General features: G+C 73.7%; 16 protein-coding genes and 3 pseudogenes. 13 read left to right on the plus strand and 6 right to left on the minus strand.

What is annotated here, in order from left to right:
• A pseudogene (locus tag KCH_RS42680) lies at positions 1–229 on the plus strand (LAETG motif-containing sortase-dependent surface protein); the annotation flags it as partial.
• A gap of 75 nt (positions 230–304) precedes the next feature.
• Here KCH_RS42680 and KCH_RS25960 read toward each other — a convergent pair.
• Positions 305–1,387 (minus strand): mechanosensitive ion channel family protein, encoded by a 1,083-nt coding sequence (locus KCH_RS25960; protein ID WP_035866935.1) that lies wholly within the window; start codon positions 1,385–1,387, stop codon positions 305–307.
• Positions 1,388–1,695: 308 nt separating this feature from the next.
• On the opposite strand from KCH_RS25960, the pseudogene KCH_RS40055 reads away from it, so the two are divergent.
• Positions 1,696–2,312: pseudogene (locus tag KCH_RS40055) on the plus strand (HNH endonuclease).
• A gap of 99 nt (positions 2,313–2,411) precedes the next feature.
• Here the strand turns inward: KCH_RS40055 and KCH_RS25970 are convergent.
• Positions 2,412–6,224: a glycoside hydrolase family 84 protein gene (locus KCH_RS25970; RefSeq protein ID WP_244305437.1), complete on the minus strand. Its 3,813-nt coding sequence runs from the start codon at positions 6,222–6,224 to the stop codon at positions 2,412–2,414.
• Between the two features lie 216 nt (positions 6,225–6,440).
• On the opposite strand from KCH_RS25970, the gene KCH_RS25975 reads away from it, so the two are divergent.
• The 4 genes from KCH_RS25975 (at position 6,441) to KCH_RS25990 (ending at position 10,120) form a co-directional block, all read left to right on the plus strand.
• A complete protein-coding gene (locus KCH_RS25975) occupies positions 6,441–6,647 on the plus strand; it encodes a hypothetical protein (RefSeq protein WP_035866938.1) in 207 nt (68 codons plus the stop codon).
• 180 nt (positions 6,648–6,827) lie between these two features.
• A complete protein-coding gene (malQ, locus tag KCH_RS25980; protein ID WP_425268914.1) occupies positions 6,828–9,014 on the plus strand; it encodes a 4-alpha-glucanotransferase in 2,187 nt (728 codons plus the stop codon).
• A complete protein-coding gene (psbW, locus tag KCH_RS25985; RefSeq protein ID WP_035866941.1) occupies positions 8,978–9,178 on the plus strand; it encodes a photosystem II reaction center protein PsbW in 201 nt (66 codons plus the stop codon). Before malQ ends, psbW begins: the two co-directional genes overlap by 37 nt.
• 207 nt (positions 9,179–9,385) lie before the next feature.
• Positions 9,386–10,120 carry a polysaccharide lyase family protein gene (locus KCH_RS25990; RefSeq protein ID WP_051653459.1) on the plus strand — a complete coding sequence of 245 codons (735 nt, stop codon included), beginning with the start codon at positions 9,386–9,388 and terminating at the stop codon, positions 10,118–10,120.
• A 51-nt stretch (positions 10,121–10,171) separates the two neighbouring features.
• Here KCH_RS25990 and KCH_RS25995 read toward each other — a convergent pair whose 3' ends face one another.
• From KCH_RS25995 to KCH_RS26005, 3 genes are read right to left on the minus strand one after another with little or no spacing between them, the layout of a single operon-like run.
• Positions 10,172–10,858, minus strand: coding sequence for an FAD:protein FMN transferase (locus KCH_RS25995; RefSeq protein WP_051654042.1), 687 nt, complete (start codon positions 10,856–10,858; stop codon positions 10,172–10,174).
• A gap of 29 nt (positions 10,859–10,887) precedes the next feature.
• Positions 10,888–11,334 carry an FMN-binding protein gene (locus tag KCH_RS26000; protein WP_035866945.1) on the minus strand — a complete coding sequence of 149 codons (447 nt, stop codon included), beginning with the start codon at positions 11,332–11,334 and terminating at the stop codon, positions 10,888–10,890.
• A gap of 16 nt (positions 11,335–11,350) precedes the next feature.
• Positions 11,351–12,706, minus strand: coding sequence for a ferredoxin reductase family protein (locus KCH_RS26005; RefSeq protein ID WP_035866948.1), 1,356 nt, complete (start codon positions 12,704–12,706; stop codon positions 11,351–11,353).
• Between the two features lie 156 nt (positions 12,707–12,862).
• Between KCH_RS26005 and KCH_RS26010 the strand changes: the two are divergent.
• Together KCH_RS26010 and KCH_RS26015 are read left to right on the plus strand one after the other, a co-directional pair.
• Positions 12,863–13,590: pseudogene (locus tag KCH_RS26010) on the plus strand (response regulator transcription factor).
• Positions 13,587–15,098 carry a sensor histidine kinase gene (locus KCH_RS26015; protein WP_035866950.1) on the plus strand — a complete coding sequence of 504 codons (1,512 nt, stop codon included), beginning with the start codon at positions 13,587–13,589 and terminating at the stop codon, positions 15,096–15,098. The pseudogene KCH_RS26010 and the gene KCH_RS26015 overlap by 4 nt, the downstream one beginning before the upstream one ends.
• 296 nt (positions 15,099–15,394) lie before the next feature.
• Here KCH_RS26015 and pepN read toward each other — a convergent pair whose 3' ends face one another.
• Positions 15,395–17,959: an aminopeptidase N gene (pepN, locus tag KCH_RS26020; RefSeq protein WP_035866952.1), complete on the minus strand. Its 2,565-nt coding sequence runs from the start codon at positions 17,957–17,959 to the stop codon at positions 15,395–15,397.
• A gap of 162 nt (positions 17,960–18,121) precedes the next feature.
• Between pepN and KCH_RS26025 the strand changes: the two genes are divergently transcribed.
• From KCH_RS26025 to dxs, 5 genes are all read left to right on the plus strand, one after another.
• Positions 18,122–19,291, plus strand: a complete 1,170-nt coding sequence (locus KCH_RS26025; protein ID WP_035866954.1) for an ROK family transcriptional regulator — start codon at positions 18,122–18,124, stop codon at positions 19,289–19,291.
• A gap of 189 nt (positions 19,292–19,480) precedes the next feature.
• Positions 19,481–20,575: a sugar ABC transporter substrate-binding protein gene (locus KCH_RS26030; RefSeq protein WP_035866956.1), complete on the plus strand. Its 1,095-nt coding sequence runs from the start codon at positions 19,481–19,483 to the stop codon at positions 20,573–20,575.
• A 139-nt stretch (positions 20,576–20,714) separates the two neighbouring features.
• Positions 20,715–21,503, plus strand: coding sequence for an ATP-binding cassette domain-containing protein (locus tag KCH_RS26035; protein ID WP_084223925.1), 789 nt, complete (start codon positions 20,715–20,717; stop codon positions 21,501–21,503).
• Positions 21,500–22,756, plus strand: coding sequence for a sugar ABC transporter permease (locus KCH_RS26040; protein ID WP_035866961.1), 1,257 nt, complete (start codon positions 21,500–21,502; stop codon positions 22,754–22,756). The genes KCH_RS26035 and KCH_RS26040 overlap by 4 nt, the downstream gene beginning before the upstream one ends.
• A 204-nt stretch (positions 22,757–22,960) precedes the next feature.
• Positions 22,961–24,862 carry a 1-deoxy-D-xylulose-5-phosphate synthase gene (dxs, locus tag KCH_RS26045; RefSeq protein WP_035866963.1) on the plus strand — a complete coding sequence of 634 codons (1,902 nt, stop codon included), beginning with the start codon at positions 22,961–22,963 and terminating at the stop codon, positions 24,860–24,862.
• Positions 24,863–24,882: the final 20 nt, after the last annotated feature.

A 24,882-nucleotide genomic window follows, 5' to 3' on the forward strand; every position in this document is an offset into this window, starting at 1 on the left:
CACCCCGCCGCCCACCACCCCGCCGCCCACGACGCCGGCACCCGCGCACCCGCCGACCCCGGCGCCGACGCAGCCCGCGCAGCCCGCGCAGCCGGCGCAGCCGTCGAGCGGCGGCCTGGCGTTCACCGGCACGGACAGCACCACGCTCAGGTACGCGCTGCTCGGCGGCAGCACCCTGCTGGTGCTCGGCGCCGGCCTGCTGATCGCCGTCCGCAGGCGCCGCGCCTGACGGAGCGGCAGCAACGGCAGGGGCCCCGGGAGTTCGCGCTCCCGGGGCCCCTGCCGTTCGGTCACTGCCGTTCGGTCACTGCTGGGTCGGTATCGGCTTGGTGGCCAGCGAGCGTGCCGAGCTCGGGTCTGACAGCGCGGACGGCGGCAGGATCTCGGGGGCGGCGGCCTGCGCGGGGACAGCGGCGGGCGCCTCCTCCTTGAGCTTCACGCCGGCCAGGTCGAAGGCCGCCTTCAGGCGCAGCCGCAGCGCGCGGGAGACCTGCGCGGACTTGCCGGGCGTGCAGCGGGCCTCGACCCGCAGCTGCACCGAGTCGACGGCCACCGACTCGACGCCGAGGACCTTCACCCGGCCCCAGATCAGCTCGTCGTACGGGGCTTCCTTGGAGAGCTGCTCGGCGGCCTCGGTGACCAGCAGCTCGATCCGCTCCAGGTCCTCCTTGTAGCCGACCTGGACGTCGACGGTGGCGGTGCCCCAGCCCTGGCTCATGTTGGCGATCCGCTTGACCTCGCCGTTGCGGATGTACCAGATCTCGCCGCCGGAGCCGCGCAGCTTGGTGACCCGCAGGCCGACCTCCAGCACGGTGCCGGAGGCGACGCCGGTGTCGATCTCGTCGCCGACGCCGTACTGGTCCTCCATGATCATGAAGACGCCGGAGAGGAAGTCGGTGACCAGGTTGCGGGCGCCGAAACCGATCGCCACACCGGCCACACCGGCCGAGGCCAGCAGCGGCGCGAGGTTCACGCCGAGCACCGACAGCGCCATCAGCGAGGCGGTGCCGAGGATGCTGAACGACGCCACCGAGCGCAGCACCGAGCCGATCGCCTCGGAACGCTGCTGGCGGCGCTCGGTGTTGACGACGCCGCTGTTCGCCAGCAGCCCGCCGAGCACGCCGTGGTCGCTCTCCGCCTCCGAGGGCCGGCCCATCCGGGCGACCAGCTTGTCGATGACCTTCCGGACCACCGCCCGCAGCACCAGGGCGAGCAGCAGGATGAACACGATCCGCAGGCCGTCGATCAGCCAGCCCTGCCAGTTCTCGTCGATCCAGCTGGCCGCCTGCCGGGTGGAGTCGGTCACATCGGCGGCGCTGGTGGGCAGGACGAAGGTCGGCGTCGTCGCGTCGGGGGCGGAATCGGCGAGCGTGAATTCGGCGAGCATCGCCCCACTCTAGGGCCTGCCCCGCGGGCCCCGACGAGCCCGTTCACCCGCCCGGACGGCCCGTCAGGCGGGTTCCGGCCACCGTCCGCACCGCCCCGGGCACGGTGGGTGCAGGACGGCCCCGAGCTGGGCATACCGCCTATGGCGGGCCGCGCAAGATCCACCCGGCGCGTGCGGGCCGTTCACAGAGAAATGGTGGCGTCGTACGAGGGCGTAAGGCGACACTGAGGGAGATCGCGTCCCGCAGGGGCACGATCGCCCGCTCGACTCGGCGCGAGCCACGCGCCGCAGGCGTCCAAGGAGGCCCCGTGCCGCATGTCCTTGTCCTCAACGCGTCGTACGAGCCACTCGGTGTCGTCTCGATGCGACGCGCACTCATCCTCGTCCTCAACCACAAGGCGATCGCCCTGGAGGACGCGGGAACCACTCTGCACAGCGCCACCAGCGCCGTTCCGGCGCCGTCCGTCGTCAAACTGACCCGTTTCGTGCGGGTTCCCTACCGAGGCCCCGTGCCGCTGACCCGGCGGGCGCTGTTCGCCCGCGACCACGGGCGGTGCGTGTACTGCGGGGCCGCCGCCACCAGTGTCGACCACGTGATCCCGCGCAGCCGGGGCGGCCAGCACCGGTGGGACAACGTGGTGGCGGCCTGCCGCCGCTGCAACCACACCAAGGCCGACCGGCACCTCGCCGATCTCGGCTGGCGGATGAAGCGCCCCCGGCCGCGCCCAGCGGCCTGGCCTGGCGGGTCATCGGCACCGGGATCAAGGATCCGCGCTGGCGGCCCTACCTGGAGCCGTTCGGCGGCCTCGACCAGTTCCGGGACTTCGAACACCACGACCGCACGGAGCTGCCGCCCGCCGTTCCGTCCCCGGTCCGCACCCGACCCGTCCGCCGCGGCGAGCAGCACGCACCGCTCTCCGCCTGACCAGACAAGGGCCTGCCCGACACGACTCTCGGTACGCCTCATGGGCCGCCGGCGCACCCCCGCAGCGGGAGCGTCGGCGGCCCGCCGCGTTCCGGCCGCTCAGCCGGCGGTGACGCCGTAGAGCTCGACGGCGGCCAGCGCGTACCCGTAGCGGCCGGCCCGGCTGACGCCCTGCACCCGCAGGTACTGCGCGTCCGGGGCGTCGAAGCGGACCGTCTCGGTGCCGCCCTGGCCGTTGTCCACCACCGCCACGGTGGTCCACACCACCCCGTCGGGGGAGGTCTGCACCCGGTACCGGGAGGCGTACGCGTCGCCCCAGCGCAGCACCGCCGAACCCAGCCGGGCCGGGGCGGGCAGCCGCAGCTGCACCCAGGCGTCGTCCTTCGCCGGGGCCGTCCAGAGGGTCTTCGGGTCGCCGTCGGCGATCGCCGAGGCCGGGGTCTTCCCGCTGTCGTCGCCCGAGGAGGACGCGGTGGCGGTCCGCGCCAGGTCGGGGCCGCCGGACTGCGGGACGACGTGCACCTGGAGCTCCTGGCGGACCGTCAGGCCGCCCGCGGTGAACACCACCGGCACCCGGTAGGTGCCCGTCGGGGTGTCCGCGGCCGCCGACACCTGCACCGGGGCGGCGACCTTGCCGCCGCGCGGCACCGTCACGGTCGGCGCCGGAGTCACCGTCAGGCCCTTGGCCACCGCCGGGACCTCGGCCCTCAGCTCGCCGGTCAGCGCGTCCGGGCGGCCCGACTCCACGGTGGCCCGGGTCTGCGCCGGGGCGGCGGCGCCCGCCACCACGTCCAGCGTCGGATCGGCCAGCGTCACCCGGGCCGCCGGGACGTCCGCGTACCAGGGGATCACCTGGTTGACCACCGGGGCCTCGCCGCCGGGCCGCCACACCAGGCGGAACGCGTCCACCTGGCCGCCGTCCGCGCGCAGCTCGTTGTAGCCCGGGTGGATCTGGCCGAGGTCCGCCCAGCTGCCGTCCGGGCGGCGCACCTGCGCGGTCGCCTCGGCGTGCACCGTCGGGTCGGTCAGCACGGTCAGCCGGTCCAGCGGGCGGGCCGCGCCCAGCTCCACGGTCAGCGGGGCGTCGCCCGCGGCGGGCGGCGCGGCCGCCCGGAACGCCGAGTCCGGGTCGCCCGACAGCACCGCGTCCGGCGAGGAGCCCGGCACCGCGGGCGGGCCGCTCACCTCGGCGTCCACCGCGCCGGGCGCGCCCGCGCTGAACTCGCGCACCGCGACCGCCGTCTTCTGCCCGCCGGTGGCGCGCAGCCGCACCGCCTTGGCGACCGCGCCCGCCGGGGCGTTCGCGATCACCAGCCGCTGCTCGTGCACCGTCGCCAGCGGCTGCCAGCCGCCGGAGCCGCTGAAGTACTCCAGCACCCCGTCGTGCAGGTAGTCGTCGGCCGCCGAGGCGGAGTCCGGGTCGTCGCCCCGGCCGCCCATCATCACCGTCACCGTGCCCAGCGGCTTCGCGGTGCCCAGGTCCAGGCCGAAGCTGTCGCCGACCTGCGGCGGCGCCGAGGACCAGTAGAAGGTCTGCGCGGAGCCGTCCGCCATCAGCGCCGGGCCGTGGTCGTGCGCGGTGCCCAGGGTGGTGGTCGGGCTGGCGCCGGCGGTGATGCCCGCCCAGGTGTCGGCGGCCTTCACCGCCCGGTCCAGGAACGGATCCAGCACGCCCTTGCCGACCGTCACCGGGTTCTGCTCCAGCGCCGAGCGCTGCCGGCCCAGCTCCAGCCGGGCCTGCCAGGCCGCGGTGCCGTCGCCGTCGTGCTGCGCCGCCAGCATGTCCAGCGCGGCCCGGCCCGCCGCGCCGTACGCCGCCAGCCGGGCCAGCCACGGCGCGGCGTCCGCGCCCAGCGGGTCGCCCGCCAGCGTCCTCGGGGCGTCCGCCATCACGGCGAACGCCTCCCGCAGCGGCTGCGCGGCCTCCCGGACCTTCGCCGGGTCGGCGGGCGCGCCCGAGGCCGGCTCCACCGCCGCCCAGAACCGCTCCACCAGCGGGGCCAGGTACGCCGACTCCTTGCCGCCCAGCGGCGAGGACGCGCTGTTCCCGGCCAGCGCGGCCACCGCGGCCTGCTGCGCCGGGCCGGCCGTCAGCAGCCGCAGCGCCGAGGACAGCGACTGCTCCGGCTGGTAGCCGGCCGGCTGCCAGCCGAAGTCCGCAGCCGTGGCCAGCGGGATCCGGGACGCCACCGGCTGGCTCATCGCCGAGGTCAGCAGCACCGCCGAGCGCTGCGCCACCTCCGCCTCCCGGCCGCCGTAGCCGGCCAGGAACAGCCGGTCCGGGGCCGAGTCGTTCACCGGGTAGTTGTCCAGCGTCACCAGCGGGCGGCGGAACAGCCCGGCGGTGTCGGCGAGCTGAGTGCCCGTCACCTGCTTGGCGATCACCGCGCCGCCGCTCCACACCACCTGCACCTCGGCGGGCAGCGCCGCCGCCAGCGCCGACCGGTACGGCGTCGACCCCTGCTTCTGGTACTCCGTCGGCACCACCGACAGCGGCGCCAGCTCCGGGTGCGGCGCCATCAGCCGCTTCTGCACCGCCGCGACCACCGCGGCCTGCGCCTTCGCCGCCGCCACCGGCCCGGTGCCGAACTTGCGGCGGTCCGCGCCGCAGTGCCACTCGTCGTAGGAGACGTTCACGAAGTCCAGCTGGAAGGCCCGGAAGCCCGTCCGGCGCAGCGCGTCGAGCTTGCCGACCAGCGCGTCCAGGTCCTTGCCGGAGGAGAAGCAGAACGACTGCCCCGGGGCCACCGAGTACGCCGCCGTCACGTGGTTGTCCCGCGCACGGGCCGCCAGCTCGGTCAACTCCCGTGCCTGGTCGGCCGGGTAGGGCTCGCGCCAGCGCTGCGAACGGTACGGGTCGCCGCCCGGCGCGTACAGGAAGAAGTTCTGCTTGGTGCGGCCCAGGAAGTCGACCGTCGCCAGCCGCTGCGCGGCGCTCCACGGCTCCCCGTAGAACGACTCGGCGGTGCCGCGCACCGGCGCGCCGGTCGGCCAGTCCCGCACCAGCACGCCGGGGAAGCCCCGGTCGCCCTCCGCGCCCTGCCCCTGCCCCGGGCCGATCGGCGACAGCAGCTGCGCCAGGCTCTGCGCCGCGTAGAACGTGCCCTCGCCGTCCACGCCGGCCAGCACCACCGCGCCGTACGCGCCGCCGGCCGTCGGCAGCTGACCCGCCGCCAGCAGGTGGCCGCCGGACGGCAGGCCTGCCAGCTCCGGCACCTCGGTGTCCTTCAGGCCCGCGGCCACCGCGAGCCCGCGCAGCGCCCGGTCGGTCGCGCCGCCCGCGCCCTCGTGCGGGCCGCCCACGTACACCACCAGCGAGCCCGCCGCCGGCGCCTCGGGCGCCTCCGGGGCGGTCCGCACCTCGACGGCGCCGGCCCGGGCCAGCAGCGCGCGCACCGCGTCCACGGCGGGGCCGTCCGCGCCGTCCGCCAGCACCACCGTCACCTGCCGGGGCACCGACACCGGCTTGCCGCCCGGCCGCAACTGCTGCGGGCGCGGAAACACCTGAGGGGCCGTCAGCGAACCCAGCGGCAGCGGCGCCTCCACCGCGGCCGGGAGGTCCGCGCCCGCGGACACCGCCCGCCGGTCGCCCGGCTGCGCCGCGAAGCTCTGCGCCGGGATCAGCAGCCCGCCGACCACGGCCGCCGCCGACAGCGTCGCCGCCAGCCGCAGCGTGCTGCCGCGCCGGACGGCCCGCCGTTCGGCGCGCACCGAGGCGAGCAGCGGGTCCGTGCCCTTGAAGTCCGCGATGAACCGGTCGGCGGCGCGCGGCGCCAGCTGACGGGCCGTCCTGGCCGCGGTCCGGCGGGCCGCCAGCGCCGCCGGGTGGCACAGCACCTCGCGCAGCGCCGTGCTCTGCTCCAACTGCTGCCTCAGCCGCCGCCCGGCCACCACCGACACCCGCGCCTGCACCGGAGCCTCCTCGCCCGAAACGCCCAGCTCACCGGCCCCCGCCGCCCGGCCCGGGCCCCCCTCGGCCATCCGGCCCGCCCAGCCCATCAGCTCTCCGCGTCCCTGTCAACGCTGCTGGCGGCTATGTCCGTTATCGACCGGTATCGGATCGCCGCCGGAACTGCCTTGACCGCACTGGGACGATGACGGAACGACACCCGGGGGAGAGGGGACGCCGTGGCCGAGGAGTCCGTGGTCGAACTGGTCCTGACGGCCGCCCTGCTGACGCTCGGCCTGCTGGTCGCCCGCGACTTCCGCGGCTGGATCCGCCGGATCCACGAGTTCGGCGGCGCGAGCCCCGAACGGATCCGCCTCGGCGGCGTCCTGCTCGTCCTCCTCGCCCTGCTCTGGTCCGTCGAGCCGATCACGCGCCTGCTGCACTGACCGCCACGGCAACCCGCCGACGGAACGTTCACCCGTCCGGTGCCGGCGGGCGGCCGTGTCGGTCGGGGTCGGGGCCCGGGCGCGCGGGTAGGACTGTGGCTGATGGCATTGGGGCGTGGCGAGGACGGAGTGCGCTGGGTGGCCGCATACCTTGACCGTGAGCAGGTGGGAGCCGAGCAACTGCCGGCCGAGGACAACCCGTCCGCGCCGCCGGAACTGCTGGCGCTGGCCCACGCGTACGGGGTGGACACCGGCTACGACGCCGGCGCCGGGCCGATCCAGGTCGGGCCGCGCACCCTGATCGCCGTGCTCGCCGCCCTCGGCGTCGACGCCTCCACGCCCGACCTGGCCGCCGCCGCGCTCGACGCCCACCGCGCCGCCCAGGCCCGCCGGCTGCTCCCGCCCACCGTCGTCGCCTGGCAGGGCCGGCGCACCGCGCTCGACCTGCCCGCCGAGGCCGAGGTCCGACTCGAACTCGAACAGGACGGCGGGGACTGGGAACTGACGGGCGACCACTCCCACTGGCTCCCCGAGGACCTCCCGCTCGGCCGGCACACCCTGCACGTCACCGCCGGGGACCGCACCGGCCGGGCCGCCCTGATCGTCGCCCCGGCGCGCATCCCCGAACCCGCGCACCGCAGTTGGGGCTTCCTCGCGCAGCTGTACTCCGTGCTGAGCGAGCAGTCCTGGGGCATGGGCGATCTCGCCGACCTGGCCGAACTCGCCCAGTGGGCGGGCGCCGAGCTCGGCGCCGGCTTCCTGCAGATCAACCCGCTGCACGCCGGCCTGCCCGGCGCCCCCTCCGACCCGTCCCCCTACCGCCCGTCCTCCCGCCGCTTCGCCGACCCGGTGCACCTGCGGATCGAGGCGATCCCCGAGTACACCCGCCACGACGAGGCCCGCGACCTGGCCCGCCGCGCCCGGCTGCTGCGCGAGGAAGTCCTCGAACACGACGCGCTGATCGACCGCGACTCGGTCTGGGCCCTCAAGCGCCGGGCGCTGGAACTGCTGCACACCGTCCCGCGCGGCGCCGGCCGGGAGGCCGCGTACCGCGCCTTCGTCCGGCGCGAGGGCGAATGGCTCGAACGCTACGCGGTGTGGAACGCGCTGGCCGAGGTGCACGGCGCGGCCTGGCACCACTGGCCCAAGGGCCTGCGCCACCCCGCCAACCCCCAGGTCGCCGCCGCCAAGGCCGAACTGACGGACCGGATCGAGTTCCACCGCTGGCTGGCCTGGCTGGTCGATGGCCAACTGCACGCCGCCCAGCGCGCCGCCACCGACGCCGGCATGCCGATCGGCCTCATCCACGACCTCGCCGTCGGCGTCCACCCCGACGGCGCCGACGCCTGGGCCCTCCAGGACGTCCTCGCCACCGGCATCTCCACCGGCGCCCCGCCCGACGCCTTCAACGCCCACGGCCAGGACTGGGGCCTGCCGCCCTGGCGCCCCGACGCCCTCGCCGAGACCGGCTACGCCCCCTGGGCCGAACTGCTGCGCGCCGCGGCCCGGCACGCCGGCGCGATCCGGATCGACCACGTGATGGGCCTGTTCCGGCTCTGGTGGGTCCCGGCCGGCGCCCGCCCCACCGAGGGCACCTACGTCCGCTACGACGCCGAGGCGATGCTCGCCGTCCTCGCCCTCGAAGCCCACCGGGCCGGCACCGCCGTCATCGGTGAGGACCTCGGCACCGTCGAACCCGGCGTCCGGGAACGGCTCGCCGAACACGGCGTCCTCGGCACCTCCGTCCTCTGGTTCGAACGCGACTGGCACGTCGGCGGTGCCGTCCTGCCCCCCGAACGCTGGCGGGCCGGCTGCCTCGCCACCCTCACCACCCACGACCTGCCCAGCACCGCCGCCCGGCTCACCGGCGACCACGTCGCCCTCCGCCACCAACTCGGCCTGCTCGCCCGCCCGCTGGCCGAGGAACAGCACGCCGCCGCCACCGAGGTCGCCGACTGGCAGCACGAACTCGTCCGCACCGGCCTGCTCGCCGACGGAGCCCCCGTCACCACCGAAGCGCTGTACGCCTACCTCCGCACCACCCCCGCCCGGCTGATCGGCGTCTGGCTGCCCGACACCATCGGAGACCCCCGCCCGCAGAACCTCCCCGGCACCTGGGACCAGTACCCCAACTGGCGCCTCCCCGTCGCCGACGCCACCGGAACCCCCCGTACCCTCGACGCGATCGCCGCCGCCCCGGGCACCGCCGCGATCGCCGCCGCGCTCGCCCCGATCGGCCCCCGCCCCCGGGACACGCCGACAGGCGCACCCCGCCGGGCGAGGCGGTGTAGGGGGCCGGTACCTTGGGAAACGTGGACAAGAGGAACGCAATGCGCGCCGGTGCGGTCACCGCGGCGGCCACGCTGATGATGCTGATGTCGTCGCCCGCCATGGCGCTCGTACGCGACGACGGCGACGACCCGGGCACCGGCCTGAGCGTCGGCGAGACCCTGGGCCTGTACGTCGCCCTCCCGATCGTCTCCTTCCTGGTGATCGCGGGCCTCTGCATGATTCCGGGCAAGAAGAAGTAACCCCACGGGTCCTGGACCCGAACGGCGACTGCCGGGGCGGCCAAGCCTTTTTGGCCGCCCCGGCAGTCGCCGTTGCCCGTTCCCGCGCGCATTTCGGCCGAGTCGCGCCGAGACGGTGGCGGCAGCACCACAGGTGACGCAGCATCAGGTGTGCCCACGGACGGGAGCCGCCCGCACCCGCCGACGAACCGTCACCCGGGAGTGCGCATGCCCCGTCCCGTCCACCGCCGGACGCTCGCCCTGGCCGCCACCGCCCTCGCCGCGCTCATCGTCCCCGCCGCACCCGGCAGCGCCGCCACCGGCCGGATCCTCTGGACGCCCTCCACCGCGACCGGCCCCTCCTCCTTCGCCGCCGTCCAGTGCAAGGACGGCAACTTCGGCGTCGTCACCGACCCCGCCAAGGGCAAGGTGTGGCGCGCCCTGCAAGCCGCCGGCGAAGAACGCTGCGAGACGCTCGGGCCCGACCTCACCAACGGCGACACCTTCTACGTCGGCTGGTCCTCCAAGGTGAGCATCCAGGACACCGAGAGCCGCTACGTCTTCCAGCTCAAGTGCTCACCCAGCACCGGCACCGCCAACCACCCCGTCGAGATCGACATCGCCGACGGCCGCATCCGCCTCCAGAACTGGGACCTCGACCACAACGCCCACCCCCTCTGGAGCACCCCCACCGCCGACAACCAGTGGCACAGCTACGCCCTCAAGATCCACCTCGGCCGCACCGACGGCACCATCGACTTCTGGTTCGACGGCACCAAGCAGACCTTCACCACCGGCACCTCCACCTACACCGGCACCACCTGGGACGGCACCCGCAACTACTTCAAGTGGGGCTCCTACCACCCGTCCCCCGCCCCCGCCACCAACACCTTCACCAGCCCCGTCATCGCCACCACCCTCCCCCTCGCCACCACCCTCCCCCTCGCCACCACCACCTCCTGACCGGCGGTCCGCACCGGCCCCGAGCACCGCCCACTGCCTCCTGAGGGCTCGTCAGGGGAAGGTCGGGGTGTGTTCGTGGTGGCCGTCGGGGTGGATGGCGAGGGCGGGGATGTTGTGGGTGGTGAGCCAGGGGAGGGGGGTGGGCATGGCGAAGGCGGCGGTGGTGAGGGCGTCGAGGCGGGTGAGGTGGGGGCCGAGGAGGGTGAGGGAGGCGAGGGTGGTGGCGGGGCGGCCGGTGTGGGGGTCGAGGATGTGGGGGCCGCGTTCGGCGGTGCCGGAGGTGGCGACGGCGAGGTCGTGGCCGGTGACGACGCGGGCGACGGCGCCGGGGCGGTGGGGGTCGGCGATGCCGATGCGCCAGGGTCCGCCGGCGGTCTGGACGTCGCCGCCGCCGCTGACGCAGTGGTGGCCGGAGCCGGAGTCGCGCAGGGCGCGGGAGGCTTCCTCGACGGCCCAGCCCTTGACGTAGCCGCTGGGGTCGAGGCGTCCGCCGGGCGTCGCGGTGAAGTAGCCGTCGGTCTCGGCGGTGAGTTCGGCGCAGCGGTCCAGGACCCACCCGACGTCGGGGTCGCACGCGGTGAGGGGGAGTTCGCCGCGTCCGAGCCGGCTGATCTCGCTCTCGGGGCGGTACGTCGAGAACAGTTCGTCGATGCGGTGCAGGCGGGTGACGATCCGTTCGAGGGTCGCGGCGGTGCGCGGGCCCGGGTCGCGGACGGTGAACGAGAAGACGGTGCCCATGACGTGTTCGACGTGGGTGACGGGCGCGGTCACCGCCCGGCCGCCTGGTCGAGCGCGCTCTGCAGGGAGCGGGTGTAGCCGTCGCTGGTGTAGGTGGCGCCGGAGACGACGTCGATGTCCGCGTTCTGCGCGGTCATCGCCTCCTGGTTGAGCTGGGGTATGGCGTAGCTGTTGATCTCCCGGTCGCGGCGGTCCCGGGTGGGGTACTGGACGACGTCGATCTTGCTGATCGTGCTGCCGTTCAGGGTGACCTTGACCTGCACGGGACCGTACCGGGTGTTCACGGCGCTCCCGGTGACGGTCCGCGTGCCGCCGGCGGTGCCGCTGCCGGCGGACGGCGGGGCGCTGCTCCCGGTGGCGGCCTCGGCGGGGGCGGAGGAGATCGCCGCGGTCCTGGACGGCTCGTGCGGCTTGAGGGAGAGCAGCAGGACGACCCCGGCGGCGGTCGCGGAGGCGGTGATGACGGCTCGGCGCATGGCGGTGGGGTTTCTCCTAGAAGGCGAAGGACTCGTGGTGGATGCGGGAGGGCCGGACCCCGGCCGCCCGCAGCGCGCGGACGGCCTCGGCGGTGAACGCCTCCGGCCCGCACAGGTACACCTCGTGGCGGCCGAGGTCGGGCACCAGCCGTCCCAGCGCCGCGCCGAGGTCGCCGACCTGCTCGCGGCTGCCGAGCAGTTCGTGGACGCGGGCGCCCCGCCCGGCGGCGACGGCGGCGAGTTCGCGGCGGAACAGCACGTCCTCCGGGCGCCGGGCGCGCTGAACGAGCGTCAGCCGTCCGGGCAGGGTCTCGAACAGCGCGCGCAGCGGGGTGATGCCGACGCCCGCGCCGAGCAGCAGCACCGGCCCGCCGTGCCGGCGGCGCGCGGTGAACGCGCCGTACGGTCCCTCCGCCCGGACGGGCGTGCCGGGGGCGAGGCCGGCGACGGCGGCGCTGTGCGCGCCGAGGCCCTTGACGGTGAAGCGGAGAAAGTGCGGGTGCGGCGGGGCGGACAGCGAGTACGGGTTGGCGGCCCAGCGCAGCCCGGGGGCGAGGAACTGGAGGCGGAAGAACTGGCCGGGCTCGGCGCGGAGTTCGTCCAGGTGACGGCCGGTCAGGAAGAGCGAGACGACGCCGGGGCCCTCGGCCCGGACCTCGGCGATCCGCAGCCGGTGCCGGCGGTCGCGCAGGTGGGGCCGCAGCAACCGGTACCAGCCGAGGACGGCGGCGGTGCCGAAGTACAGCAGGTACCAGGCCGCCTTCGCGGGGCCGTCGGCGAGGTCGGCGCCGGTGCTGAGCTGGTGGGCGAAGCCCAGGGCGACGGCCAGGTAGGTGGCCAGGTGCAGGTAGTACCAGGTCTCGTAGCTCAGCCGGCGCCGGGCGGCCCGCGCGGAGACGGCGCCGGTGCCGAGGATCAGCAGGGTGGCGGCGCTGGCCTTCAGCATGTCGGGGAACCGCAGGACGATCTCCACGCCCTGGTTCCACAGGCCCTGGCCGCTGGTGAGCGCGTAGCCCCAGACGACCGTCAGCACGTGCACGGTGATCAGCCCGACCAGGTAGCGGCCGCCGAACGCGTGCCAGCGGGCCGTCCGGTCGGCGCCGACCTCGCGTTCGAGCAGCGGGATGCGGGCCATCAGCAGCAGCAGGACGGGTGCGGTGTAGCCGGCCAGCAGGCCGGTGATCCGGCCGGCGCCGGTGAGCCAGTCCGCGGCGCCGGCGACCCGCGGGGTGTCGGCCCACCACACGGCGAGGACGCCGAGCGCGCCGAGGGCGATCAGTACGAGCGCGCCGCGGCGGACGGCGTCCGGCGGGAGGCCGCGACGCGGGGCGGCACGGCGGGCGGCCCGGGTCGGGGTGGTCAGTGCGGTCAACGGGCCCTCCTTCGGTGGTGCGGGGCCCACGGTGGCACCGAATGCTCTCAGTTCGCTATGAAAGGGACGCCGCCCGGAGGTGCCCGCGGCGGCGTTCGCGCAGGTCACGACGGTGGAAGCGGCCGCAGCGCGGTCGGACGATCTCACCGCTTTCTCATGCCGGAGCGCCAGAATGGGCCCATGCAGCACGCGGACACCCCCTGGCGGGTCCTGGTGGTCGACGACGAACCCGACCTGGTCGAGGTGATCTGCGGCGCCCTGCGCTACGAGGGCTGGCAGGCCCGCGGCGTCACCGGCGGCCTCGACGCCGTCACCGTCGCCGCCGACTGGCACCCGCACGCCATCGTGCTGGACGTGATGCTCCCCGACTTCGACGGCCTGGAGGTGCTGCGCCGGGTGCACACCGCCGACCCCGAGGTGCGGGTGCTGTTCCTGACCGCCCGGGACGCCGTCGAGGACCGGATCGCCGGGATCTCCGCCGGCGGCGACGACTACGTCACCAAGCCGTTCAGCCTGGAGGAGGTCGTGGTCCGGCTGCGCGGCCTGCTCCGCCGCACCGCCCCGCCGGCCCGGCCGCCCCCGGCACCCTGACCGTCGGCGACCTGCGCCTCGACCCCGCCGCCCGGGAGACCAGCCGCGGCGGCGAGGCGATCGACCTCAGCCCCACCGAGTTCGCCCTGCTCCGCTACCTGATGGAGCACCCCCGGCAGGTGCTCAGCAAGGCGCAGATCCTGGACGCCGTCTGGTCCTACGACTTCGGCGGCCAGGCCCACGTGGTCGAGCTGTACATCAGCTACCTGCGCCGCAAGATCGACGCCGGCCGGCCGCCGATGATCCACACCGTCCGCGGCGCCGGCTACGTCCTCAAGGCCCCCACCGGATGACCGCCCCGACGAGGACGGGCCGCGCCACGCTGCGCCCGCGCACCCTGCGGGCCCGGCTGGTGGCGGGCGTGCTGGTGCTGATCACCCTGATCTGCGTGGGCGTCGGCGTCGCCACCTGCGAGGCGCTGCGGCACTTCCTGGTCGACCGGCTCGACCAGCAGCTGTCCTCGGCCGGCGGCCGGTACGCGGCCAGCCTCGAACACCCCGACCAGGACGGCCACGACACCCGCGCCCAGTCGCCCGGCACCTTCGGCGCCCGGCTGGTGGGCGGCACCGTCACGCACGCCTCCGTGGTCTGCGGCGTCCCGCCCGGCGACGACGACCCCGTCCCGATCGCCAAGGGCACCAACGGCGACGCCCCCGTCCCGCTCGACGCGGCGGACATCAGCACCCTGCGCGCCCTGCCGCCGGACGGCCGGCCGCGCGACCTCACGCTGTCCGTGCTCGGCCACTACCGGGCCGCCGCCCTCACCGGCCACGACGGGGACGTGCTGATCACCGGCCTCCCGCTGCACCCCGTCGACGAGACCGTGCAGCGCCTGCTGCTGATCGAACTCATCGTGTTCGCCGTCGCGCTGGCCCTCGCCGCGATCGTCGGCACGCTCGGCACCCGCCTCGCGCTGCGCCCGCTGGAACGGGTGGTGGCCACCGCCGAACGAGTCTCCGCGCTGCCCCTGGCCAGCGGCGCGGTCGACCTCGGCGAGCGCGTCCCGGACGACGACCCGGGCACCGAGGTCGGCCGGGTCGGCGCCGCGCTGAACCGGATGCTCGGCCACATCGGGGACGCGCTGACCCGCCGTCAGGACGTCGAGGAACGGCTGCGCGGATTCGCCGCCGACGCCAGCCACGAACTGCGCAACCCGGTCGCCGCGGTCCGCGGCCACGCCGAACTCGCCCTGCGGCACCCCGGGCCGGTGCCCGAGCCGGTCCGGCACTCGCTGGAGCGGATCACCGCCGAGTCGCAGCGGATGGGCACCGTGGTCGAGGACCTGCTGCTGCTCGCCCGCCTCGACGCCGGCCGCCCGCTCGCGGTCGAGGACGTCGACCTCACCCGGATCGCCCTGGACTGCACCGCCGACGCCCGGGCCGCGGCCCCCTCGCACCGCTGGCTGCTGGAACTCCCCGCCGAACCGGTCACCGTGCCCGGCGACCCGCACCGCCTCGCCCAGGTGGTGGCGAACCTGCTGGCCAACGCCCGCACCCACACCCCGGACGGCACCGAGGTCACCCTCCGCCTCTCCGCGGACGCCGCCCAGGCCCGCCTGACCGTCACCGACGACGGGCCGGGCATCCCGGCCGACCTCGCCCCCCAGGTCTTCGACCGCTTCGTCCGCGGCGACCGCGCCCGCACCCGCCGCACCGGCTCCACCGGCCTGGGCCTCGCCATCGTCCAGGCCGTCGTCCACGCCCACGCCGGCACCGTCACCCTCCACAGCGCCCCCGGCGAGACGGCGTTCCGCATCACCCTCCCCACCCGACCCCCCGCCCACCCCAACCCGCTCCGCTGACGTTTCGCCGAACCAAGAACACCCGCCGCCGCCCGGCGGCACCACCCAGCCCGCTCCGAAGACCCGACACCACGAGCCCTCCCGAAAGCCTTCCCGGCGGCCCGGGCGCAGCCGCGAGCGCGTACCGCCGCAGGCTCTCCCGACCGCGCTTCTGACAGGCCGTGAGGCCGGACGCGTGGTGTCGACATCTGCTGGTGGGTGCTCGGGTGGGTGGGTGGGCGCAGCGAACAAAGACCACCCCCGAACATGCCGGAGGCCCGGGAGGACAAGCCCCCGGGCCCCGTGGGCACCTCGCGTCAGCGGTCCGCAGCCTGCGCCTTCAGCGCACGCTCGATCCCCGCCCGGGCCTCGACGACCTGGCGGCGGAGGGCCGGCGCCGGCTCGGCCTGGGCCAGCCACGCGTCGGTCGCGTCGAGGGTGGCCTGCGACACCGCGTACGCGGGGTACAGGCCGCCGATGATCTGCTGCGAGATCTCGTGGCTGCGGGTCTCCCACACCTGCTTGACCGAGGCGAAGTACTTCTCGGCGTAGGGCGCGAGCAGCTCCCGCTGGTCGGGCTGCTGGAAGCCGGCGATGACGGCTTCCTGGACGTAGTTGGTGAGGGTGTCGGACTCCACCACGGAGGCCCACGCCTCGGCCTTGGCCTCGGCGGTCGGGCGGGCCGCCCGGCAGGTGGCGGCGTGCTCCTGGCCGGAGGAGGTGTTGTCGCGGGCGAGTTCCGCCTCGATCGCGGCCTCGTCGGCGCGGCCGGTGGCGACCAGGCGGCCGAGCAGGGCCCAGCGCAGCTCGGTGTCGACGGCCAGGCCCTCGACGGTGCGGGTGCCGTCGAGCAGGGCGGCGAGCAGGTCGAGCTGGCCGTCCGTCCGGGCGGAGCCGGCCAGGGTGCGGGCCCAGGCGAGCTGGTGGTCGCTGCCGGCGGGGGCGTCGAGCAGCGCGGCCTCGGCGGCCTCGGCCCAGCGCTGGAGGCCGGTCTCGCGCCACGCCGGGTCGGCGTACATTTCGAGGGCGAGCTTGACCTGGCGCTGCACGGACTGGACGACGCCGATGTCGCTCTCGCGGCGCAGGCCGGACAGTGCCAGCGACAGGTAGTCGCGGGTGGCGAGTTCGCCGTCGCGGGTCATGTCCCAGGCGGAGGCCCAGCACAGCGCGCGGGGGAGCGAGTCGGTGAAGTCGCCGAGGTGCTCGGTGACGACGGCCAGCGAGTCGGCGTCGAGGCGGACCTTCGCGTAGGACAGGTCGTCGTCGTTGAGCAGCAGCACGGCGGGCCGCTGACGGCCGGTCAGCTGCGGGACCTCGGTGCGCTCGCCGTCCACGTCGAGCTCGATCCGGTCGGTGCGGACCAGGTCGCCGTCGACCAGCTCGTACAGGCCGATGGCGATGCGGTGCGGGCGCAGCACGGCCTCGCCGCGGGCGCCGGCGGGCAGCGCGGGGGCTTCCTGCAGGACGGCGAAGGACTCGATGACGCCGTCCGCGGAGACCTCGATCGCGGGGCGCAGCACGTTGATGCCGGCGGTCTCCAGCCAGGCCTTGGACCAGGTGCGCAGGTCGCGGCCGCTGGCCTCCTCGAGGGCGCCGAGCAGGTCGGTGAGGCGCGTGTTGCCCCAGGCGTGGCGCTTGAAGTAGGCGCGCACGCCCTGGAAGAAGGCGTCCTGGCCGACGTAGGCGACCAGCTGCTTGAGCACCGAGGCGCCCTTGGCGTAGGTGATGCCGTCGAAGTTGACCTGGACGTCCTCCAGGTCGTTGATCTCCGCCATGATCGGGTGGGTGGACGGCAGCTGGTCCTGCCGGTACGCCCAGGTCTTCATCTGGTTGGCGAAGGTGGTCCAGGAGTGCGGCCACTTGGAGCCGGGGGCCTCGGCCTGGCAGACGGCCTCGGCGAAGGTGGCGAACGACTCGTTCAGCCAGAGGTCGTTCCACCACTCCATGGTGACGAGGTCGCCGAACCACATGTGGGCGAGCTCGTGCAGGATGGTCGCGGCGCGCAGCTCGTAGGAGGCGTCGGTGACCTTGGAACGGAACACGTACTGGTCGCGGAGGGTGACGGCGCCCGCGTTCTCCATCGCACCGGCGTTGAACTCCGGGACGAACAGCTGGTCGTACTTCGCGAAGGGGTAGGCGAAGTCGAACTTGTCCTGGAAGTAGTCGAAGCCCTGCTTGGTGACGTCGAAGACGGCGTCGGCGTCCAGGAACTCGCGCAGCGAGGGGCGGCAGTAGACGCCGAGCGGCACGCTCTGCGCGCCGTTCTGGTAGGTGTCGAAGACGCCGACGTACGGGCCGGCCACCAGGGCGGTGATGTAGGTGGACATCCGCGGGGTGGGCTCGAAGGTCCACACCCGGGTGTCGCCCTCGCCGGTGGGCTCGGGGGTCGGCGAGTTGGAGACCACGACCCAGCCGGCCGGGGCGGTGACCGTGAAGGAGAACGCGGCCTTCAGGTCGGGCTGCTCGAAGTTGGCGAACACCCGCCGGGCGTCGGCGACTTCGAACTGGGTGTAGAGGTAGGTCTCGCCGTCGGCCGGGTCGACGAACCGGTGCAGACCCTCGCCGGTGTTGGTGTACGCGCAGTCGGCGACCACCCGCAGCTCGTTCTCGGCGGCCAGCTCGGGCAGCGCGATCCGGCTGTCGGCGAAGCTCTCCGGCGGCAGCGCGCGGCCGTTGAGGACGATCTCCGAGACGGCGGGGGCGACCAGGTCGATGAAGGTGGAGGCGCCGGGCTCGGTGGCGGTGAACCGGACCACGGTGGTGGACCGGAAGGTGCCGCCCTCGCGCGCCGTGCTCAGGTCGAGCTCGACGTCGTACGCCTCCACATGCAGGAGCGCGGCCCGGGTGCGGGCCTCCTCACGGGTCAAGTTGGTGCCAGGCACTCGCAGGACTCCTTCGTCAGGGCTTGGTTACCGGGCATCCTCCCACGTGAGTAACGATCCGTGTTCGTACTTGACTCCCCCTCCGATCCGTACCGGAGCATAGAGTTCAGAAGTTGAAGCTGAACTTTGGACGAACCGCAAGGGCGCCCTGGAGGGTGGAACATGTCGACGGACACACCGGGATCGCAGTCCTCGCTGCACCGGGCGAATCTCGAACGGGTGCTGCGGGCGGTCCGGATGGCCGGATCGCTGACCCAGGCCGAGATCGCCCGGGGCACGGGGCTGTCGGCCGCGACGGTGTCCAACATCGTCCGGGAGCTCAAGGAGTCCGGCACCGTGGTGGTCGCCGACACCTCCTCGGGCGGGCGCCGGGCGCGCAGCGTCTCGCTGAGCGGGGACGCCGGGATCGTGGTGGGCGTGGACTTCGGCCACACCCACCTGCGGGTCGCGGTCGGCAACCTGGCGCACCGGGTGCTGGCCGAGGAGAGCGAGCCGCTGGACGTGGACGTCTCCGCGCAGCAGGGCTTCGACCTGGCCGAGCGGATGGTGGCGCGGCTGCTGGAGCAGGCCGGCTTCCAGGCCGACAAGGTGATCGGCGTGGGCCTGGGCGTGCCGGGGCCGATCGACGTGGAGACCGGGGCGCTCGGCTCGACCGCGATCCTGCCCGGCTGGACCGGGGTGACGCCCGGTCAGGAGCTGGCCCGCCGGCTCGGCATGCCGGTGCACGTGGACAACGACGCCAACCTGGGCGCGCTGGGCGAACTGGTCTGGGGCGCCGGGCGGGGCCTGGGCGACCTGGCGTACATCAAGGTGGCCAGCGGCGTCGGCGCCGGCCTGGTGATCAACGGCCAGATCTACCGGGGCCCGGGCGGCACCGCGGGCGAGATCGGCCACATCGTGCTGGACGAGGCGGGGCCGGTGTGCCGCTGCGGCAACCGCGGCTGCCTGGAGACCTTCGTGGGCTCCCGTTACCTGCTCAACCTCTTGAACGCCAACCACCCCGGCGAACTGACACTCGGAAAGGTGGTGCAGCTGGCCCAGCAGGGCGATCTGGGCTGCCGCCGGGTGATCGCCGACGCCGGCCGCCAGATCGGCATGGGCGTCGCCACCCTGTGCAACCTGCTCAACCCGCGCCGGGTGATCCTCGGCGGCGACCTGGCCGAGGCCGGTGAACTGGTGCTTTCCCCGATCCGGGACTCGGTGGCCCGGTACGCGATCCCCAGCGCGGCCCGCCAGTTGTCGGTCGTTCCGGGGACGCTCGGCGGCCGTGCCGAGGTGCTCGGGGCGCTCGCCCTGGTGATGAGCGAGATGGGTGAGACGGGCGGGCTCTGAGCCGCCGGAAGGGGCGTCGGACGGCCTCCGAGGGGCCGTCCGATCTCGGGTAAGCCTTCAGGAAGATAACGAAAGGGTTTGAATCCGGGGGCCTCAAGGTTTACTTATTGACGACAAGCTCGGTGACGGGGTTGACTCCTGCCCACCTCGCCGCAACGTTGCGGCTCTGTCAGGGAGGCACCCCCCACCATGAACGCAATGATGCGTCGCGTTGTCGTCGGCACCGCCGCTGTCTCGATGGCTCTGACCATGGCCGCCTGTGGCAAGGCCGGCAGTGACAAGAAGGACGACGCGGCCTCGGGCAACAACAAGTCGATCGGCCTGCTGCTGCCGGAGAACGCGTCCTCGACCCGCTACGAGTCCTTCGACAAGCCGTTCATCGAGGCGAAGGTCCACGAGCTCTGCGCCGACTGCAAGGTCGAGTACAGCAACGCCGAGGGTTCCGCCTCGAAGCAGAAGCAGCAGTTCGACACCCTGATCGCCCAGGGCGTCAAGGTGATCATCCTCGACGCGTTCGACGCCAAGGCCACCCAGTCCTGGGTGAAGGAGGCCGCCGACAAGGGCGTCAAGGTCATCGCGTACGACCGCCTGGCCACCGGCCCGGTCTCCGCGTACGTCTCCTTCGACAACGAGAAGGTCGGCGAGCTCCAGGGCCAGGCCCTGGTCGAGGCCCTCGGCGCCAAGGCCGCCGACGCCAACGTCGTCATGATCAACGGCGACGACGCCGACCCGAACGCCGGCAAGTTCAAGGCCGGTGCGCACAAGGTGCTCGACGGCAAGGTCAAGAAGATCGTCTACGAGCAGAGCGGCGAGTGGAAGCCCACCGTCGCCGGCCAGAAGATCGGTGCCGCGATCTCCTCGCTCGGCAAGGACGGCTTCCAGGCCGTCTACTCCGCCAACGACGGCATGGCCGGCGCGATCATCACCCAGCTGAAGTCGCAGGGCATCAACGTCCCGGTCGGCGGCCAGGACGCGGGCCTGGACGCGATCCAGCGCCTGGTCTCCGGCGACCAGGCCTACACGATCTACAAGGCCTACAAGCCGCTGGCCGACGGCGCCGCCGAGCTCGCCGTCGACCTGCTGCAGGGCAAGGACATCAAGTCCGTCGCCACCTCGACGATCGACAGCGACACCGACAAGGGCATCCCGGCCACCCTGCTGGAGCCGAAGGTCGTCACCAAGGCGAACATCAAGGACACCGTGATCGCCGACAAGCTGTACAAGGCCTCGGACATCTGCACCGCCGACTTCGCCGCCGCCTGCACCGCGGCCGGCCTGCAGTAACACCCGCCCGGCGGGGGCTTCCTGACCACCCGGAGGCCCCCGCCGGCCCCTTTCGCTTCGCAGTCCCACCCCGCGTGCCCGGCCCGGCACGCGGGTAGCCCGTGCCGGAAACGTCAGGTCCGACACGGAACTCAAGGAGATGGTTCACGTGACAGGCGCACCCGTACTGGCGTTGCGCGGGGTCTCCAAGCGCTTCGGCGCCGTCCAGGCACTCACCGACGTGCAGCTGGAGGTCCATGCGGGCGAGGTCGTCGCCCTGGTCGGCGACAACGGCGCCGGAAAGTCCACCCTGGTCAAGACCATCGCGGGCGTCCACCCGATCGACGAGGGCGTCATCGAGTGGGAGGGCAGGCCGGTCACCATCGGTCGCCCGCACGACGCCCAGGCGCTCGGCATCGCCACCGTCTACCAGGACCTCGCGCTCTGCGACAACCTCGACGTGGTCGGCAACCTGTTCCTCGGCCGCGAGCTCAAGCGCTTCGGCACCCTGGACGAGGTCGCCATGGAGAAGCGCGCCCGCGAACTCCTCGACACCCTGTCGATCCGCATCCCCAGCGTCCGGATCCCGATCGCCGGCCTCTCCGGCGGCCAGCGCCAGGTCGTCGCGATCGCCCGCGCCCTGGTCGGCGACCCGAAGATCGTCATCCTGGACGAGCCCACCGCCGCCCTCGGCGTCGAGCAGACCGCCCAGGTCCTCGACCTGGTCGAGCGGCTGCGCGAGCGCGGCCTCGGCGTGATCCTGATCAGCCACAACATGGCCGACGTCAAGGCCGTCGCGGACACCGTCGCGGTGCTCCGCCTGGGCCGCAACAACGGCAGCTTCGAGGTGGCCACCACCTCGCACGAGGAGATCATCTCCGCCATCACCGGCGCCACCGACAACGCGGTGACCCGTCGTCAGGCCCGTATCGCGGAGGACGCCAAGTGAGCACCGAGACCCCCACCACGCCCACCCCGCCCGCCGTCGACCCGCGCCTGCTGGTCCGCAAGGAGGGCGTGGCCGGCTACCTCGACGAGTTCGGCCGCAAGCTGCGCAGCGGCGAGCTCGGCTCGCTGCCGGTCGTGGTCGGCCTGATCATCATCGCGGCCATCTTCCAGTGGAAGACCGGCTCCTTCCTCAACGCCGACAACCTCACCAACATCACCAAGTGGATCGCCGGCCCCGGCCTGATCGCCACCGGCGTGGTCTTCGTGCTACTGCTCGGCGAGATCGACCTGTCGCTCGGCTCGGTGGCCGGCGTCACCGCCGCGCTCTCCTCGGTGCTGGCCGTCCGCCAGGGCGTCAACGAGTGGCTGGCGGTGCTGATCGGCATCCTCGCCGCGATCGCCATGGGCGCCGTGCACGGCTTCTTCTTCTCCAAGATCGGCGTGCCCGCGCTGCTGGTCACCCTGGCCGGCATGCTCGCCTGGAGCGGCCTGCAGGACTTCACCATCGGCAAGCTCGGCACCGTCAACAACCTCAACGACGGCGTCATCGCCAACCTGGACACCTACTTCATGGGTGACGGCGACATCGTCTGGGCCTGGCTCGCCGCGATCCTCGCCATCGCGCTGTTCGCCGCCGGCCAGCTGATCGACGCCCGCCGCCGCGCCGCCGCCGGCCTGCCGGCCCGCCCGATCGCCGAGATAGCGCTGCGCACCGGCGTGCTCGCCGTGGTCGTGCTGGTGGTCGCCTACATGCTCAACCAGGACCGCGGCCTGCCGCTGCCGCTGGTGCTGTTCGTCGGCATCGTCGCGATCGGCGACTTCGTGCTCCGCCGCACCGGCTACGGCCGGCAGATCTTCGCGGTCGGCGGCGGCATCGAGGCGGCCCGCCGGGCCGGCATCAACGTCGCCTGGGTCCGCACCTCGGTGTACATGATCTCGGCCGGCCTGGCCGGCTTCGGCGGCCTGTTCATCGCCTCCCAGCAGGGCTCGGCGGACAAGTCGCTCGGCGGCGGCAACGTGCTGATGAGCGCCATCGCGGCGGCCGTCATCGGCGGCACCAGCCTGTTCGGCGGCCGCGGCAAGCTGTGGTCGGCGCTGCTCGGCATCCTGGTGCTGCAGTCCATCACCACCGGCCTGGACATGGTGCACGCCCAGCAGGCGATCCAGTACATGATCACCGGCGCGGTGCTGCTCGCCGCGGTGGTCCTGGACTCGATCTCCCGCCGCACCCAGAAGTCCTCCGGACGCGGCTGACCCCGCACCACTCCGACCGCGCGACCGGCAGACACCCCGCCATACCGGGGCCGGTCGCGCGGTTCGGCGCTTTTCCGCCCCCGCCACCCGAACAGGGGACGGGGTTGCCCGCCGCACTACGCCCGGGTAATGGACATTAGACTCAACCGGGGCGTACGCCCTCCGGGCCCATGCGGGCGCGAGAACTTGGACGAGGAGGAACGGGTGGCCCTGCTGACCCGCATTCGGGGACCGCGCGATCTCGATCGACTCACGCCCGCGCAGCTCGCGGAGCTCGCCGAGGAGATCCGCGGCTTCCTGGTGGAGGAGGTCTCCAAGACCGGCGGCCACCTCGGACCCAACCTCGGCGTGGTCGAACTGACCCTCGCCATGCACCGGGTGTTCGACTCCCCGCGCGACCGGATCCTGTTCGACACCGGCCACCAGAGCTACGTCCACAAGCTGCTGACCGGCCGTCAGGACTTCTCCCGGCTGAAGATGAAGGGCGGCCTGTCCGGCTACCCCTCGCGCGCCGAGTCCGAGCACGACGTGATCGAGAACTCGCACGCCTCCACCGTCCTCGGCTACGCCGACGGCCTGGCCAAGGCCAACAAGATCCAGGGCCACAAGGACCGCCCCGTGGTCGCCGTGATCGGCGACGGCGCGCTCACCGGCGGCATGGCCTGGGAGGCGCTGAACAACATCGCCGACAGCCAGGACCTGCCGATCGTCATCGTCGTCAACGACAACGAGCGGTCCTACTCGCCGACCATCGGCGGCCTCGCCAACCACCTCGCCACGCTGCGCACCACCCAGGGCTACGAGCGCTTCCTGTCCTGGGGCAAGGACGCGCTGCAGCGCACCCCCGTGGTCGGCCAGGCGATGTTCGACACCCTGCACGGCGCCAAGAAGGGCCTGAAGGACTTCATCGCCCCGCAGGGCATGTTCGAGGACCTCGGCCTGAAGTACCTCGGCCCGATCGACGGCCACGACCTGCAGGCGCTGGAGTCCGCGTTCACCAAGGCCCGCAACTTCGGCGGCCCGGTCATCGTGCACTGCATCACCGAGAAGGGCCGCGGCTACCACGCCGCCGAGAACAACGACGAGGACCGCTTCCACGCGGTCGGCGTCATCCACCCCGACACCGGCCTGCCGGTCAAGACCTCCGGCAAGGACTGGACGTCGGTGTTCGGCGAGGAGATGGTCGCGCTCGGCCGCGAGCGCCGCGACCTGGTCGCGATCACCGCCGCCATGCTGCACCCGGTCGGCCTGGCCCCCTTCGCCAAGGCCTACCCGGACCGGATCTTCGACGTCGGCATCGCCGAGCAGCACGCCGCGGTGTGCGCCGCCGGCCTCGCCACCAACGGCCTGCACCCGGTGGTCGCGGTCTACGCGACCTTCCTGAACCGGGCGTTCGACCAGGTGCTGATGGACGTCGCGCTGCACAAGCTGGGCGTCACCTTCGTGCTCGACCGGGCCGGTGTCACCGGCACCGACGGCGCCTCCCACAACGGCATGTGGGACATGTCGATCCTCCAGGTGGTCCCCGGCCTGCGGCTCGCCGCCCCGCGCGACGCCGAGCAGGTCCGGCTCCAGCTGCGCGAGGCCGTCGAGGTCGCGGACGCGCCCACCGTGGTCCGCTACTCCAAGGGCAACGTCGGCCCGGCCGTCCCCGCCGTCGGCACCGTCGGCGGCATGGACGTGCTGCGCCGCCCCGAGGACGGCTCCGCCGACGAGGCCGCGGACGTGCTGATCGTCTCGATCGGCGCGATGGCCCCGCTCTGCCTGGAGGCCGCCGAGCTGCTCGCCGCGCAGGGCATCACCAGCACCGTGGTCGACCCGCGCTGGGTCAAGCCGGTCGACGCCGCGCTGCCGGGCCTGGCCGCCCAGCACCGGCTGGTCGTCACCGTCGAGGACAACGGCCGGGCCGGCGGCGTCGGCTCCGCGATCGCGCAGGCGCTGCGCGACGCCGACGTGGACGTGCCGCTGCGCGACTTCGGCATCCCGCAGGAGTTCCTCGACCACGCCTCGCGCGGCGAGATCCTGGAGGAGATCGGGCTGACCGCCCCGGCGGTCGCCGCGAAGATCGAAGCCCTGGTCAAGACCCGCTCCTTCGCGCGGAGCTGACCACCCGAAATCCCCCGAGC

It is taken from the genome of Kitasatospora cheerisanensis KCTC 2395, assembly GCF_000696185.1.
GTDB classification, from domain to species: Bacteria; Actinomycetota; Actinomycetes; order Streptomycetales; family Streptomycetaceae; genus Kitasatospora; species Kitasatospora cheerisanensis.

Excerpts from the sequence above, each read along its gene's own strand:
- KCH_RS25960 (WP_035866935.1), bottom strand. The coding sequence starts at position 1,387 with ATGCTCGCCGAATTCACGCTCGCCGATTCCGCCCCCGACGCGACGACG.
- psbW (WP_035866941.1), top strand. The coding sequence starts at position 8,978 with ATGCGCGCCGGTGCGGTCACCGCGGCGGCCACGCTGATGATGCTGATG.
- KCH_RS25990 (WP_051653459.1), top strand. The coding sequence starts at position 9,386 with ATGCCCCGTCCCGTCCACCGCCGGACGCTCGCCCTGGCCGCCACCGCC.
- KCH_RS25995 (WP_051654042.1), bottom strand. The coding sequence starts at position 10,858 with ATGGGCACCGTCTTCTCGTTCACCGTCCGCGACCCGGGCCCGCGCACC.
- KCH_RS26000 (WP_035866945.1), bottom strand. The coding sequence starts at position 11,334 with ATGCGCCGAGCCGTCATCACCGCCTCCGCGACCGCCGCCGGGGTCGTC.
- KCH_RS26015 (WP_035866950.1), top strand. The coding sequence starts at position 13,587 with ATGACCGCCCCGACGAGGACGGGCCGCGCCACGCTGCGCCCGCGCACC.
- KCH_RS26025 (WP_035866954.1), top strand. The coding sequence starts at position 18,122 with ATGTCGACGGACACACCGGGATCGCAGTCCTCGCTGCACCGGGCGAAT.
- KCH_RS26030 (WP_035866956.1), top strand. The coding sequence starts at position 19,481 with ATGAACGCAATGATGCGTCGCGTTGTCGTCGGCACCGCCGCTGTCTCG.
- KCH_RS26035 (WP_084223925.1), top strand. The coding sequence starts at position 20,715 with ATGGTTCACGTGACAGGCGCACCCGTACTGGCGTTGCGCGGGGTCTCC.